Annotated in this window: 14 protein-coding genes; 5 read left to right on the forward strand and 9 right to left on the reverse strand. The window is 67.8% G+C overall.

What is annotated here, in order from left to right; translation table 11 throughout:
- Positions 1-133 precede the first annotated feature (133 nt).
- From IM689_RS11540 to IM689_RS11555, 4 genes are read right to left on the reverse strand one after another with little or no spacing between them, the layout of a single operon-like run.
- Positions 134-1351, reverse strand: coding sequence for a pyridoxal phosphate-dependent aminotransferase (locus IM689_RS11540; RefSeq protein WP_047311611.1), 1218 nt, complete (start codon positions 1349-1351; stop codon positions 134-136).
- Positions 1352-1377: 26 nt separating this feature from the next.
- Entirely contained in the window at positions 1378-4653 is a 3276-nt protein-coding gene (locus IM689_RS11545) for an AAA family ATPase (RefSeq protein ID WP_193644105.1), read from the reverse strand.
- Positions 4650-5840 (reverse strand): exonuclease SbcCD subunit D, encoded by a 1191-nt coding sequence (locus IM689_RS11550; RefSeq protein ID WP_193644106.1) that lies wholly within the window; start codon positions 5838-5840, stop codon positions 4650-4652. The genes IM689_RS11545 and IM689_RS11550 overlap by 4 nt, the downstream gene beginning before the upstream one ends.
- A 44-nt stretch (positions 5841-5884) precedes the next feature.
- The gene (locus IM689_RS11555) at positions 5885-6520 is read right to left on the reverse strand and encodes a histidine phosphatase family protein (protein ID WP_193644107.1); all 636 of its coding nucleotides are present in this window, start codon (positions 6518-6520) and stop codon (positions 5885-5887) included.
- Positions 6521-6548: 28 nt separating this feature from the next.
- On the opposite strand from IM689_RS11555, the gene IM689_RS11560 reads away from it, so the two are divergent.
- From IM689_RS11560 to IM689_RS11575, 4 genes are all read left to right on the forward strand, one after another.
- Entirely contained in the window at positions 6549-6977 is a 429-nt protein-coding gene (locus tag IM689_RS11560) for an OsmC family protein (protein WP_193644108.1), read from the forward strand.
- A gap of 62 nt (positions 6978-7039) precedes the next feature.
- Positions 7040-7543 (forward strand): SRPBCC domain-containing protein, encoded by a 504-nt coding sequence (locus IM689_RS11565; protein WP_193644109.1) that lies wholly within the window; start codon positions 7040-7042, stop codon positions 7541-7543.
- Positions 7544-7546: 3 nt separating this feature from the next.
- Complete coding sequence (locus tag IM689_RS11570) at positions 7547-8170, forward strand: L-threonylcarbamoyladenylate synthase (protein WP_193644110.1); 624 nt, start codon at positions 7547-7549, stop codon at positions 8168-8170.
- On the forward strand, positions 8167-8730 hold the full coding sequence (locus IM689_RS11575; RefSeq protein ID WP_047311618.1) for a nucleosidase: 564 nt from the start codon (positions 8167-8169) through the stop codon (positions 8728-8730). The genes IM689_RS11570 and IM689_RS11575 overlap by 4 nt, the downstream gene beginning before the upstream one ends.
- Positions 8731-8745: 15 nt before the next feature.
- Here the strand turns inward: IM689_RS11575 and IM689_RS11580 are convergent, their stop codons facing one another.
- On the reverse strand, positions 8746-9567 hold the full coding sequence (locus tag IM689_RS11580; RefSeq protein WP_193644111.1) for a M15 family metallopeptidase: 822 nt from the start codon (positions 9565-9567) through the stop codon (positions 8746-8748).
- A gap of 246 nt (positions 9568-9813) precedes the next feature.
- Positions 9814-10605 carry a fructosamine kinase family protein gene (locus IM689_RS11585; protein WP_193644112.1) on the reverse strand — a complete coding sequence of 264 codons (792 nt, stop codon included), beginning with the start codon at positions 10603-10605 and terminating at the stop codon, positions 9814-9816.
- 32 nt (positions 10606-10637) lie between these two features.
- Here IM689_RS11585 and fdhD point away from each other — a divergent pair, with 32 nt between their 5' ends.
- The gene (gene fdhD, locus IM689_RS11590) at positions 10638-11411 is read left to right on the forward strand and encodes a formate dehydrogenase accessory sulfurtransferase FdhD (protein WP_129663865.1); all 774 of its coding nucleotides are present in this window, start codon (positions 10638-10640) and stop codon (positions 11409-11411) included.
- 63 nt (positions 11412-11474) lie between these two features.
- Here fdhD and IM689_RS11595 read toward each other — a convergent pair whose 3' ends face one another.
- From IM689_RS11595 to IM689_RS11605, 3 genes are all read right to left on the reverse strand, one after another.
- Entirely contained in the window at positions 11475-12866 is a 1392-nt protein-coding gene (locus IM689_RS11595) for a cystathionine beta-synthase (protein WP_193644113.1), read from the reverse strand.
- Between the two features lie 59 nt (positions 12867-12925).
- Complete coding sequence (locus IM689_RS11600) at positions 12926-13339, reverse strand: hypothetical protein (protein WP_118915106.1); 414 nt, start codon at positions 13337-13339, stop codon at positions 12926-12928.
- A 165-nt stretch (positions 13340-13504) separates the two neighbouring features.
- Positions 13505-14962, reverse strand: a complete 1458-nt coding sequence (locus IM689_RS11605; RefSeq protein WP_118915104.1) for an amino acid permease — start codon at positions 14960-14962, stop codon at positions 13505-13507.
- Between the last annotated feature and the right edge of the window lie 138 nt (positions 14963-15100).

Here is a 15100-nt window from a genome sequence, read left to right on the forward strand (position 1 = left end):
CCTTCACCCCGCCAACCGACACAGTCCTCGCAACTCCCAAAAAGTCTGGGTGTTGCGAGGACTGCTAGAACCCGCCAAGGCGATGGGGCTTCGTTCCATGCTCAGGGGCGGAGGTTCGACCCGCACCGGGGCATCAGGAGCGGTAGTCCTCGAGGAAGTCTCCGATACGTCCGATGGCCTCTTCGAGCATGTCGACGTCGGGCAGCGTGACGAGCCGGAAGTGGTCTGGCTTGACCCAGTTGAACCCGGTTCCGTGCGTCACGAGGATCTTCTTCGCGCGCAACAGGTCGATGACGAAGTCCTGGTCGTTCTCGATGGGGTAGACCTCTGGGTCGAGCTTCGGGAACGTGTAGAGCGAGCCCATCGGTTTGACGCAGCTGACACCCGGGATGTCGTTGAGCATGCGCCACGCCAGCATCGACTGCTCGTAGAAGCGACCTTCCGGACCGATGAGCTCCTGGATCGACTGGTAGCCGCCGAGGGCAGTCTGGATGGCGTGCTGGGCAGGGACGTTGGCGCACATGCGCATGTTGGCGAGGAGGGTGAGCCCCTCGAGGAAATCGGCCGCGAGGTGCTTTGGGCCGGAGATCATGACCCAGCCGGCACGGTAGCCGCACACCCGGTAGGCCTTGGACAGGCCGCTGAAGGTCAGGCACAGCACGTCGTCACCTGCGTAGGTGGCGGCGTGGTGGTGCACCGCGTCCTCGAAGAGGATCTTCTCGTAGATCTCGTCGGCCATGACGACGAGGTTGTGGCGCCGTGCGATGTCGACGAGGCCCTTGACGACGTCCTCGGAGTACACGGCGCCCGTGGGGTTGTTCGGGTTGATGATGACGATGGCGTGCGTGTTCTCGGTGATCTTGCTCTCGATGTCCGCAAGGTCCGGGTTCCACCCGTTCTCCTCGTCGCACAGGTAGTGCACGGCCTTGCCGCCGGTGAGCGTCACGGCACCCGTCCACAGGGGGTAGTCGGGGGCAGGAACGAGGATCTCGTTCCCGTCGTCGACGAAGGCCTGCAGCACCATGCTGATGAGCTCCGAGACGCCGTTGCCGATGAAGACGTCATCGACGAGCGTCTCGCGCAGGCCGCGGCTCTGGTAGTACTGCGCGACGGCGGTGCGCGCCGAGTAGATGCCGCGGCTGTCGCTGTAGCCCTGCGCGTGGTGCAGGTGGTGCTTCATGTCGGCCAGGATTGCCTCAGGTGCCTCGAAGCCGAACGGGGCGGTGTTGCCGATGTTCAGCTTGAGGATCTTGTGGCCCTCGGCCTCGAGGCGCTGTGCCTCTTCGAGGATCGGGCCGCGCACGTCGTAACGCACGTTCTGAAGCTTCTTGGACTGACGGATCGCACGCATGCGCCCAGCGTTTCACAGGGCGGCGCTCAGACCGCGCCTGACACGGCGAATCCGGACACGATCGGGTGAACCGTGGAACCCTCGGAGGTCTTGCGAACTTCGATCTGAGAGGGGATTCGGGCGCGCAGTTCGGTGACGTGGCTGACGACGCCGACGAGACGCCCACCTTCGCGCAGCCCGTCCAGTACCTCCATCACCTGCTCGAGCGTGTCCTGGTCGAGCGAGCCGAAGCCTTCGTCGACGAAGAGGGTGTGCAGTTCCATGCCGCCGGAGTCGGCACGCACGGCGTCACCGAGCCCGAGCGCGAGGGCGAGGGAGGCCATGAAGGCTTCGCCGCCGGAGAGCGTGGCGGTGTCGCGGCTGCGGCCGGTCCAGGCATCGACGACGACCAGACCGAGTCCGCTGCGGGCGGTGCCCTTGGCCCGCTCGTCGGTGTACTTCAGCTGGTAGCGCCCGTCGGTCATGTGGTGCAGGCGCTCGTTCGCCATTGCCGTCACGGTCTCGAGATGGGCGGCGAGCACGTAGCTCGTGAGCCTCATGCGGTGAGTGTTCTCGCCGATGCCGGAGAACGTGCTCGCGAGGTCGCTCATCTCCCGGGCTGCCTGAGCGACAGGGAGATGCTCGCGCACGGCGTCGGCGATGCGGTCACGCATCGAGTCGAGGATCTCGTAGGCCCGCGCCCATCGGGACGCCTCGGTGGAGGATTCGTTCGCGCGGCGTGCGTAGATGTCGGCCCTCCGCCGCAGCCGCGCAGGATCGGGAGCGGGGGAGTGCGCCGCAGACGCCACAGTGTCGTCGGCCAAGGTGGCGCCCGCGGCAGCGCGGACCTCGATGGCGTGTTGCCACGTGGCGCGCAGACTCGTCAGCTCGTCCTCGTCGAGGGCGACGGCGAAGGCCGCCTCGACGTCGTCGTAACCCTTGGCGACGAGTTCGTCGGACAGCTCGACTTGGGCGCTCTCGCTCTGCGTCGCTGCGGTACGGAAGGTCGCGTCCGCGCGGGCGAAGGCGTCACGCGCGCGGTCGATCGCAGTCAGCTGTCGACGCGCGTCGTCGACCGACCGAGCGAGCTGCTGGACGCGGGTGCGCACGGCCTCCTCGTGCTCCTCGTCCGCGAGGTTCTGCGCAGCGTCATCGTCGCCCGTGGCCGTGGCAACCACGCTCGTGCCGTCGGTGGCACCTTCGGGCAGCGTGGTGCCGCGCAGCACGGGGGAGTTGTTGGAGTCGGTGTAGTCCGAAACGAACTGCAGTGTGGACGACTCGGCTTCCGCGAGGTGCTGGAGGGCAGCCGCCAGTGCTTCTTTCGCTCCATCGCGGCGTGCAACGGCGGCGGCAGCGTCCTTCTCCGCGGTTGCTATGCCTCGGTGGGCTCGCGTCTGTGCCGATCGAGCCTTTTCCAGCGCCGCGGCCGCTTCTTCCCGACGCTGGGCTCGCTCGTTCAGGTCGCGCTCGGTCTGACGCAGCGCGCTGTCGTCATCGACGAGATCGGCGGCAACGAGGGCTTCGGCTGTGTCATCGCTCCCCGCAGGGGATGTCTCCCCGTCCGGCACAGCGGCCACGACGTCGTCGAGGCGGGCTTGCAGGTGCGCGAGGTGGCTCGCCCAGGCCTGCTCGGCGCCGGCGAGTGTGGCTTCGGCACGGCGACGCTTCTCGTCAGCATCCCGGGCAGCCCGTTCCGCCGCCTCGATCGCCTGCGCGCCGGGTGCCTGCGGTGACGCAGTCGCAGGGTTCGGGTGTTCGCACGAGCCACACACGGGGCACGGGTTGCCGGGCGTGAGATCGGTGGCGATCTCGGCGGAGATACCGGCCAGCCGGGCCAGACGCAGGGCCACCGCGTCGTGCTCACGTTCGGTGAAGGTGGCCACTGCTGCGTCGCGCGCTTCGGTTGCTGTGGTCACGGCCCTGCTGTGTGCAGGGACTTCCTGAAGAATCCGACGCGCAGCGTGAACGGCGTTGAGGGAGCCTCGCACGTCAGGCAGCGAGCTGAGCGTCTCCTCCGCGACGACGACAGCTTCGTCGGCACGTTCGCCCTCCTCCTTCGCCGTCCCCACCGTCTCCCTCGTGGCGACGGCCTTCTGCTCGGCCGCTGATGCATGGCGCCGAGCGGCGGCGACGTCGTCGAGGGCGCGCAGGGCTCGCGGCAGGTGCAACTGCAGCGCCTGAAGCGCTTGTGACCGAGCCTTCAGCGCCTCGGCCGGGAGAACGGCGTCGACATCGTGACGTTCGCCAGGCGCCTCGAGCCCGGTGATCTCCGCGAGTGCTCCGGCGGTCTCGATGCGCCGGGCACGTGCCTGCTCGAGTTGTTTGTCGGCGCGTCCACTGCGTTGCGCGAGGCGAAGCACGCCCGCCACGTGATCGGCGGCGTCCGCATCATTCTTCATCTGGGTGACGGTTTCGGCGGGCCAGGCGTCGAGGTCGGTGCGCGCCCGCTCGTGGGCCTCACGCAGGGCCAGCAACGCGCCGGCGCGTTCGACGGCGCGTTCAGCCTGCTTGGCTGCGGCCGCGGCCTCGGCCGCCCGCGTGCCCGCGTCGTCACGGCGCCCGCGCAGGGCGGCGAGGAGGGTCCGCAACATCTCGGGAAGGTCGGCAACGCTCTCGTCGGACCAGACGGCCGGTGGCAACTCGTCGTCGTCAAGACGCGTGAGCGTGTCGGTGACGACCGTCATGTGACCCCGGATGTGTTCGAGCGAGGCCTCACTGGCACGGAGGCGTTCGTTCTTCGTCTCAGCGAACCATCGCTCCACGGCGTCGAAGCGGGCGACGTCGAAGAGCCGCTCGAGCAGGGCCCGGCGGTCTTCGGGCTTGGCGCGCAGGAACTGGGCGAACTCGCCCTGGGGGAGCAGGACGACCTGGGCGAACTGCTCGAGACCCATGCCCAGCGTGTCGGTGACCATGTCGGCCGCCTCGTCGATACGGGACGAGACGAGGTGCCATTGGCCCTCCCGCCACTGCTCGAGCCTCACCGACGCGGGGCGCGTGGTGGTTCCCGAACCGCGGCGCTTCGGCGCGTCCCACGCGGGCGCCCGGCGTACGCGCCAGCGCTCGGGGCCGACGCTGAACTCGAGTTCGACCCAGGGCGCCGTCTCTGGCGCGGCGTGGTGGCTCCGCAGAGCGTTGCGCAGGCTGCGTCGACTGCCCGGAACGTCGCCGAACAGCGCGAACGCGACGGCATCGAGGAGCGAGCTCTTGCCCGAGCCGGTGGGGCCGTTGACGAGCAGGATGCCCTGGTCGAGTTCATCGAAGTCGACGTTCACACGGTCTGGGAAGGGCCCGAACGCTTCCAGGCGCAGGGTGTGAAGCCTCATCGCAGATCCTCGAGGGAGAACATCGAGCCGTCGTCTGCCATCGGTTCGTCACCGCGTCGCAGAGCCGCGCTGACGGCCTTGCCGATAGCGGTGCGCTCGGTGGCGTTGGGGCCGCGTCCGCCACGCACGTGGGCGAGGAAGTCGCAGCACAGCTCCACGTCGTCACGGCCCTTGAGTCGCTCGGCGTAGGTGATCGGTTGGGTCTCGGTACGAGGCGTGTCGAAGATGAGGCGCAGGGTGTGGGGGAAACGCGCTCGCACGCGATCCATGGCCGCCGCAGGCCGGATCTCGTCGGTGAGCGTGACCTGGCACCAGGCCGATTCGGCGTGTTCGAGCTTGGGATCGGCGAGCAGGTTGTCGAGTTCGCCGCGCAGGATGGCGAGCGAACGGTGGATCGGTGCCTCGATGAACTCGGCGGAGACACTGCCGCGGGCGACGTCGACGAGCCACGTGCCCTTGGTGTGGGCCGCTTCGCTGAACGACATGGCGACCGGACTGCCGCTGTAGCGCACCGACTCGCTGAGGGTTTGCGCGCCGTGGAGGTGCCCGAGTGCCGCGTAGTCGAAGGCGTCGACGACGGAGCGGGGCGCGACGCCGAGACCGCCGACGCAGATGTCGCGTTCGGACTCACTCGTCGTGGCGCCTGCGAAGAAGGCGTGTGCCATGCCGACGACCGGCAGCCCGTCGTCAGGTAGCGCGGTGCGACCGCGCGTCACCGCCTCGGTGAGCACGGCCCGGTGCGTCGACTCTGTGTCGAACGCCCCGGCCGCAACGGACGGCTCGAGGTAGGGGAGCGCCACCACATGGCCGGCGGTGTCGTGGCTGCCGTAACCCGGTATCGCGATGGGGCGCGCGATGCCTTCGTAGGCGGCGCGGATGTGGAGCCCGGAGTGCTCCATGACGCGGGATCCGAACCCGAGGCGCGTGGCCGAGTCGTGGTTGCCGGAGGTCACCACGACGCGGCTCCCGGTGTCGAGCAGTCGCACGAGGGCGTCGTCGAGCAGTTCGACGGTGCGCGGGTTCGGCAGTGCCCGGTCGTAGATGTCACCGGAAACGACGACGGCGTCGACCTTCTCCGCGCGGGTCAGTTCGACGAGGTGGTCGAGGTAGCGCGCGTGCGCATCGCCGAGGCCTTCACCGTGGAAGGACCGGCCGAGATGCCAGTCGGAGGTGTGGAGGATGCGCATGGCTCACACCCTAGGAGCGACCACCGACAACCCGATCCCGCAGGTCATGCCGACGGCAGGTGCGTCGTGTTCCAGCTGAGGATCCCGGGCACGTCGTGGTGGTGATCGAGGGCGCATACCGCGCCGGCGTCGAGCATGAGCTGGGCGGCGAAGCGGGGCTCCTGCCGAAGGTAGACGGCTGCGAGGATGCGCAGGAGGTGGCCGTGGGCCACGAGGATGACATCGCCCCTCTTTAGCAACGGCATGACGCGGTTCAGGACGTGCGAGGCGCGGGCCGCGACGTCCTCGACCGTCTCACCCGGGGTCTCACCCGGCACGACGCCGTGGCTGAAGATCTCCCAGTCGTAGCCGACCTCGTCACGGATCTGCGGCGTGGACTTGCCTTCGTAGCCGCCGTAATCCCACTCGCGCAGGTCCTCGTCGATCTCGAGGTTCTTCAGGCCGATGAGTTCGGCGGTGCGCAGCGCCCGGGTCAGCGGTGAGACTAACTCGGCGACGAAGTGACGACCGGCGAGCGCCTGCCCCGCCGCGCGCGCAACGGCTTCGCCGGCCGGAAGCAGTGGGAGGTCGGTGGTGCCGGTGTGGCGCCCGTCGCGCGACCATTCGGTTTCGCCGTGACGGACGAGGACGAGCTGGCCCTTGCCGGGCGGGGGACCTTGAGGAGCGGTGACGAGGGGCACCCGAAGAGCCTAGTGGCACCATGGCCCCATGACTTCTACCGATGCCCACCGCAGTGTTTCCCTCACCCGTACCAGCGCCGGTCGCTTCACCGCGACGAACGCGCGCGGCGGCACGCTCGACTTCGGTTCGGGCGAGGACGAGCAGTTCACGCCCGTCGAGCTCCTGCTCACGGCCATCGCCGGGTGCAGCGCGATCGACGTCGACATCTTCACCTCGCGCCGCAGCGAGCCCGAGCAGTTCGACGTCGTCGCCGAGGGCGACAAGCTGCGTGACGAGCAGGGCAACCACATGGGTCCGATCGACGTCACCTTCACCGTGCGTTTCCCGGAGGGTGAAGCGGGCGACGCTGCGCGCAAGGTGTACCCGGAGACGGTGCAGCTCTCGCACGAACGCCTGTGCACCGTGAGCCGTACTGTGCTCCTTCCGACCGACGTTCGGATGCAGGTCGAATCCTGACGACGAACGGCTGCGCCCAAACCCCCGACACACGGAGCCGCTGTGGTCAGATGGAGCGACCGTTGAGTGAGAAGGGGGGGCGACGTTTCGTGGATCCCATCCGGCTGACGTACGACGTCCCGGTGACGCAGTCGCTCGCCTTTGCTCTCTTCGTCGACGAGTTCTCCCGATGGTGGCCGCGTGAGTTCAGCCGTGACCCCCTGGCGTTCGAAAGCGCCTCACTGGGCGGTGTCGCAGGCGCCGATGTCACGTGGACGTCGTCCGATGGCGGGGTGGACGTGTGGGGACGAATCGAGGTGCTCCAACCCGGCGAGCAGGTCACGTGGTGGTGCTGGTGGCAGGGCGAACAGGATGCGCCGAGCCACGTGTCCGTGCGCTTCTCGGAGAACGACTGGGGGAGTCGGGTGCACTTCGAGCACGACGGATGGCGCGAGGCGAACGCGGCGTTCCGCGCGGCGTACGAGCAGTGGCCCCTGATCATGGCGGCGTACGTTCTGCACACCCGACGGCGGGGTTTCGACCAGGATCCACGCATCGACGGGGAGCAGCAGCGCGGCGTAGCGTGAGGCATGGCAACTTTCCTCGACATCCACCCCGAGAACCCGCAGCCGCGTCTCATCGCGCAGGTCGTGGACGCGTTGCGTGACGGCGCGCTCATCGCCTACCCGACGTCGTCGGGTTACGCGCTCGGTGCCACGCTCGGCAATGCCGAGGCGAAGGAGCGGATGATTCGGATCCGCAAGCTCGACGCGAAGCACGACTTCACGCTCGTGTGCCGTGACTTCGCGGAGTTGGGGCAGCTCGTGCAGTTGAGCAACGCAGCGTTCCGCGCGGTGAAGGCGGCAACGCCCGGGCCGTACACGTTCATCCTGCCGGCGACGGGCGAGGTGCCGCGCAAGCTTGTCCACCCCAAGAAGAAGACCGTAGGCGTGCGTCTCGACACGCACCCGGTGGCGCGTGCCATCGTCGAGGCGTTGGGGGAGCCGTTGCTGTCGACGTCGCTCATCCTGCCCGATCAGGAAGAGCCGTTCACGTACGGCTGGGCGGTGAAGGAGGAACTCGATCACCTCGTCGACATCGTCATCGACGCGGAGTCGGTGGAGCCTCGTCCGACGACGGTGGTCGACTTCACCGAGGGTTACCCGGAGGTCGTTCGTGTGGGTTCCGGTGACACGGAGCGCTTCGAGGCATGAGCGAGCGTTTCCTCGTCATTGCCGCTGCCCGCAGCGAGACGCGCTATCTGCCCGACGATGTCGAGGTCGTCATCACCGGGCTCGGGAAGACGGCGGCGGCGATTGCCACGACGCGTGCTCTTGCGGAGCGCGGGGAAGCCGGTCGCGAGAGGCTCACCGTGGTCAACCTCGGCAGCTGCGGGGCGCTCCGGCCCGGTCTTCGCGGCGCCTTCGAGCCAGGCGTCGTGCTGAACCACGACATGAGTGCCGACGCCATCCGTGCGCTCGGCTACGACCCGCGTGAGCGACTGACGACGGGTTTCGGCGACCCTGAGCTCGTTCTCGCCACCGGTGACCTGTTCGTCAGCGACCCTGCGGTGCGTGACGTGCTCGCCGAGCGCGCGTCGCTCGTCGACATGGAGGGGTACGCGGTCGTCATGGCGTGCCAGAGCTTTGGGGTGCCGGTGCGCGTGGTCAAGCACGTCTCCGACGACGCCGACGAATCGGCGCTCGACTGGGCGACGGCCGTCGACACCTCGGCCCGCGACCTCGCGCAGTGGTGGACGGCGAACCTCGCCTGAGGTTCGCCGTCTCTGTCAGCCGATGAAGTTGTAGTGCCAGAACTCGGCGTTCGGGCGGCCCTGGTCGAGCCACCACGAGCGGTGGAAGCCGAAACCTGCGCCGTTCGCGGTCAGCCACTTGTCGGCAGCTGTACCGAAGGTGAAGGGCGATCCGGCACCGCTTCGGATGTCGACGGCCAGTCCCATGCCGTGGTTCGACGTACCCGGGTAGGCAGCGCGAGGCGCGCCGTACTGGGCGTCCCAGTGCTTCTGCCAGTACAGCGAGCGGTAGCCCTCTTCGACGGTGATGTGGTAGCCGAAGACCTTCGCGAACGCCGTGTCCATCCGGATGAACTGCATGGCCGCAACGCGCTCGAGGGACGATGCGGCGGCCGACAGTGCTCGTAGGTAGGCGGGTAACGCGCAGAGCCTTCCGCTCGGCACGCGGCCGTTGAAGGCACGGACGACCGGTGTGGTGGCGAGCAGCGCGGTCGTGATGTAGCGGCCGTCGTCCAGCCTCACCCAGTCGCTCGAGACGAGCTTGCCGGTGACCTTCGTGCGGGGCGCGATCGATGTTCTGCACGCGGCGGAGAAGGACGCGGACGCGCGGGTGCTGACATAGAAGTCGCGGCTGATGACGTAACGCGTGAGTCGGGAGCCAACCGGGGGGAGCGAGAACGGGTCGGGTGAGGGGTAGGCGAAGGTCTGGGTGTCCGGGTTCGTCGTGGTCAGCCCCGAACCGGAGACGTACGTACCCGCCATCTTGCCGGTGGTGATCTTGAACCACGTCGTGTTGACGAAGTAGCTAGTGACCGGCACCGCCTCACCGAGACGGCCCACGGCGTTCTTGACCTGCATCGCGGGTAGGCGTCGGTGTACGGCGGCTTCACCCAGCGCGTCACCGTGGTGGCTGCCGTGGCCGATCCGGCGGAGACACCCGCCACGAGCGGCGCGGCGAGGGCGCCAGTGAGTAACGTTCGTCGCGTCGTGCCGTGGCCCGATCCTGGCGTGTGAGTGGAGGCGTCGTGCTCGCACATGATGTTCCCCTGCCCCGTGGTTGATATGCCAACACTACGACGTGAGCACAGTCACATCCGTTCCGTCTCAGACGCCGCAGAGTTCGGCACTTGCTCGAAGCGCATCAATCGTGGGGGAGAGGTAGCTGCTGCCGAAGAGGTCGAGGTGCACGAGATAACCGAACAACTGATGAAGCAGTATCTCCTCGCGCCAACCGGAGTGTAGCGGGCGGGCTGCGTCATACCCCTCGACGATCTCCTCGACGTGCGGAGCGCCGAACATCATGAGCATCGCGAGGTCCGCCAACGGGTGGTGGCCGCACGCTGCCGGGTCGATGAGTACCACGCCGTTCGGTGACCACATGACGTTGCCGCTCCACAGGTCGCCGTGCACCCGTGCCGGCGTGACGGGGGAACGGCCGAACTCGGCTGCGCCGTTCTCCAGTGCCCTGCAGAGATCGTTGAGGAGGCGGGTTTCCCGCCCGGGAAGGTCAACGCGCTCCGCCAGGGGGTGCAGGCGGGAACGTGAGTAGAAGGTGCCGAAGTCGTCGTACACGTCCGTGGGTAGCGAGATCGGCTGATCGAGCGGACCGAAATAGTAGTGACCCGCGCCCGGCGGAAGGGCGCCGAAGCCGGGGGCTCCGGCGGCGTGCGTCGCGGCAAGCGCCTTGCCGAAGGCGTGAGCCGCTTCGGCGTTTGGGGAGGCCGACTCGACATGAGCCAAGGTGAGCGAACGCGAATCCACGTCGAGCACCTCGACGACGTCCGCTCCGCCACTCGCCGTTGCCTCACCGAGCCACCGCAACCCGGCGGCCTCCGTTTCGAAGAAGCCATCAGGCGCCGAAGTGCGTTCCTTCACATGGGTTCTCGCGTCAGCCATGTTCGCGACTGTACGCTTCCCGGGTGTCGCAGATGACAGCCCGTCGCCGCGTCCACCGCGTCAACGCCGGTGGGATGACCGGACGCGCCGACGACCTCGTCGTCGAGGCGCCCCTCGAACTCCACCTCGGTGACACGACACTCGCCGTGCTCATGCGAACCCCGGGGCACGACACGGAACTTGCCGCCGGCTGGCTTCTCGTCGAATCCGGCGTCGAAGCTCCGGCCGACGTCACGCAGCTGCGCGGGTGCTGGAAGAACGACGTCGATGTCATCGAGATCGCGCTCGCGCCGCACACGACACCACCGCGCCCCCGATCCTTCGTCACCGGCGCGGCCTGCGGCGTCTGTAGTGCGGACCAATTGACGCTCGGCGCCGTCGGGCCGCGCTCGGCTCAGGTGCTCGACGTCGACGTCGCACGCGACCTGCCCGACACCCTCCGCGAACAGCAAAGGGCGTTCGAACGCACGGGAGGTCTCCACGCCGCCGGGCTCGCCACCTACGACGGGCGGATCGACGTCGTGCGCGAGGACGTCGGCCGTCATAACGCCGTCGACAAGGTGCTCGGCCGAGCCCTTATGGACGGGCTTCTCCCTGCGCGCGACCGTCTGCTCGTCGTGTCGGGACGTGTGTCCTTCGAGATCGTGCAGAAGGCCGTTGCCGCGGGCGTGAGCGGCATCGTCGCGGTGTCGGCGCCGTCGTCGATGGCCGTTGATCTCTGCGAGGAGTACGGGCTCGTGCTCGTCGGCATGATGCGCCGCGACCACTTCAACGTGTACGCCGGTGCCGATCGCGTGCGCGCCTGAAGCGCCCGACATGATGAAGGCCCCGCAGCGTCGACTGCGGGGCCTTCGTCACATCGCAGGGACCTACTTGGCGAGGGCCTCGAGCAGGTCGAAGCGCGTCAGGACGCCGACGGGACGGCCACCTTCGACGACGAGGAGAGCGTCCTCCTCCTGCAGTGCCTCACGGGCGGCCGAGAGCGGTTCGCCCCGGCCCACGAGGGGCAGACCTTCGCTGAGGTGATCGGCGACGGAGTCGGCCAACTGCGCCTTACCGGCGAAGAGCAGATCCATGAGCGTGCGCTCGCTGACGGCGCCGCGGACCTCGCCGAGCATGAGCGGCGGCTCGGCAGCCACGACGGGCAGCTGGCTCACGCCGTACTCGCGCATGATGTCGATCGCGTCGCGGATCGTCTCGGTGGGGTGCGTGTGCACAAGGTCGGGGAGGTCGCCCGACTTCTGGCGCAGCACCTCGCCCACGGTCTTATCGTCGCCATCGGTGACGAAGCCGTACGAGTTCATCCACTCGTCGCTGAAGATCTTCGACATGTAGCCACGGCCCGAGTCGGGCAGCAGGACGACGACGACGGCGTCGGCCGGCAGGTCCTTCGCCACACGCAGAGCACCGACGACGGCCATGCCGCTCGAGCCACCGACGAGAAGACCTTCCTTCTCGGCGAGAGCTCGCGTCATCGTGAAGGCGTCCTGGTCGTTGATGGCGATGACGTCGTCGGGAACCGACGGGTCGTACGCGCCCGGCCACATGTCCTCGCCGACACCTTCGACGAGGTACGGGCGTCCGCTGCCGCCCGAGTAAATCGATCCCTCGGGGTCGGCACCGATGATGCGGACGCGCCCACCTTCGCTCTCCGGACGGTCGGCGCTGATCTCCTTGAGGTAGCGACCCGTGCCGGTGATCGTGCCGCCGGTACCCGCGCCGGCGACGAAGTGCGTCACCTTGCCCTCGGTGTCACGCCAGATCTCCGGGCCCGTGCTCTCGTAGTGCGACTGCGGGCCGAACTCGTTGAAGAACTGGTTCGGCTTCCACGCGCCCGGCGTCTCCTCGACGATGCGGTCGGAGACCGAGTAGTACGAATCCGGGTGATCGGGAGCCACCGACGTGGGCGTCACGACCACCTCGGCGCCGTACGCACGCAGAACGTCCATCTTGTCCTTGGCCACCTTGTCGGGGCAGACGAAGATGCAGCGGTAGCCCTTGCGCTGAGCGACGAGCGCGAGGCCGACACCGGTGTTGCCGGACGTCGGCTCGACGATGGTGCCACCGGGCTTGAGCTCGCCCGAGGCCTCTGCGGCCTCGATCATCTTGAGGGCGATGCGGTCCTTGACCGAGCCTCCGGGGTTGAAGTACTCGACCTTCGCGAGGACGGTGCATTCGACGCCCGCCTCACGTGCTACCGGGCCGAGCTTGACGAGCGGGGTGTTGCCCACAAGGTCGGCGACGTTCTCTGCGAATTTCATGAGGCCATCGTTTCACGCCGCGAACACGCCTGGCGTGCGTGCCGACAGGAAAGCAGGAATCACGCCGCGCTCGTCCAGAGCGGCACCTCCGCCAGCTTGCCGGGTGCCGCGACCATGACCGGCCAGCGCAGGTACCCCTCCAGGGCGAGCGTGAGGGCGTCGGCCCAGGATTCCTCGAAGGGCGAGGCTCCGCTCGTTCCTCCGCGTTCGAGCAGGACGAGCGCTCCGGTGATGTCCGGCGACTCCTCAGCGATGGAACTGACGACGAGCGCGAGGTTGGCGACGGCGTCCGCGTCGGGACGTAGGGCGAGGCCGTCGATCTGGGTGAGTGCCTTGTGGACGCGGCCGTTCTCGTCGTGGAAGGCGAGCCAGAGGCTGCGCCCCTGTGGCCGGCTGGCACCGAGCACGTTCTGCCAGAACGCCGTGAGCGTCGATCGGGAGGTGATGGGGGCGTGGGCTGGATTGATCGTCATGCCTTCAGCGTGCGCCGTAACGCACCGAGCGTGCCGGGGGCCGTCCACAGCCCCGAACGGCCGTCACACCTGTGGACAGAGGACGGCGATTCAGCTCGCGATACGACGACGACCGCCCGCCACCGAAGTGAGCGGACGGCCGTCGTCGGTCCGAGCAGAAAGAGGTCAGCGGTGTGCTGCTGCTGCCCGCTTCTCGGCCACGACCTTGTCGGCGTGTTGGCCACGCAGGACGCGGTGTTCCGGCGTGTTGCGCACGAAGAGGTAACCGATCCCGATGAGGACGAACCACAGGGGCGTCCACAGCAGCGCCGTGAGGGTGCTCTCCTGCGTCGTCAGGGTCCACAGGACGAAGACGAAGAACACCATCGTGGCCACACACATGCCGATGCCGCCGGGCATCTTGAAGGTGCTCTCCTTGTGCAGGTGAGGACGACGGCGGCGGTAGGTGATGTAGCTGAGCAGGATGATCGTCCAGACGAACATGAAGCAGATCGCCGACACGGTGGTGATCATGTCGAAGGCCTCGGCAACACCGCCACCGGCGTAGAGCAGCGGAATGCCGATGAGCAGGAACACACAGCTGAACAGGAGCGCCGCGACCGGAACCTTGTTGCGTGACAGGCTCGAGAACGCCCGGGGTGCGTCCCCCTGACGGCTGAGGCCGTAGATCATGCGCGACGTCGAGTAGATGCCCGAGTTGGCCGAGGACGCCGCCGAGGTGAGGACGACGAAGTTGACGACACCCGCGGCTGCCGCGAGACCGGCGAGCGCGAACATCTTGACGAAGGGCGACTCGCCCGCCTTGAACTCCGTCCAGGGACGAACCGACATCAGCACGAAGAGGGCGCCGATGTAGAACAGCAGCATGCGGATCGGCACCGAGTTCACCGCGCGGGGGAGGTTGCGGTGCGGGTCCTTCGTCTCGGCGGCTGCCGTGCCGACGAGCTCGACACCGACGAACGCGAACACGGCGATCTGGAAGCCGGCCGCGAAGCCCATGAAGCCCTTGGGGAAGAAGCCGCCGTGGTCCCACAGGTTCGAGAACGCGGCCTTGGAACCGCCGGAGGAGAAGCCGGTGAACACCATGTACAGGCCGATGATGATGAGCGCCACGATGGCGACGATCTTGATGAGGGCGAACCAGAACTCGAGCTCACCGAAGGACTTCACCGAGGGCAGGTTCAGCGCCAGGAGAAGGAAGATAAGCGCCAGGCCGGGAATCCACAGGGGGAGATCAGGCCACCAGAACGCGACGTAACTTGCGATGGCGACGACATCGGCGATCGCGGTGGCGATCCAGCAGAACCAGTACGTCCACCCCGTGAAGTACGCGGCCCACGGGCCGAGGATGTCACCGGCGAAGTCCGCGAACGACTTGTACTCGAGGTTGCTCAGCAACAGTTCGCCCATGGCGCGCAGGACGAAGTACAGGAAGAAGCCGATGATCCCGTAGACGAGGATGACCGACGGGCCGGCGGCACTGATCGTGCGGCCGGAGCCCATGAAGAGGCCGGTGCCGATCGTTCCGCCGATGGCGATCAGTTGGATGTGGCGATTGCTGAGGCCGCGGGAGAGCTGTTCGCCCGCCACCTCCTCGTTCTGTGGTGCGACTGGGCTCGACACGTGGCCGCCTTTCGGACGTCGTCGGAGTAGGGGTATCCCGCGACCCTACGGGCGGTGTGGCGTGGCCCACGTCGTCGACACCCGCGGTGCGCATATAGGTTCCATAACGATGCGATCCCGCCACCCTTCGCGGGTGAC

The organism is Dermacoccus barathri, from assembly GCF_015070805.1.
Classification (GTDB): domain Bacteria; phylum Actinomycetota; class Actinomycetes; order Actinomycetales; family Dermatophilaceae; genus Dermacoccus; species Dermacoccus abyssi.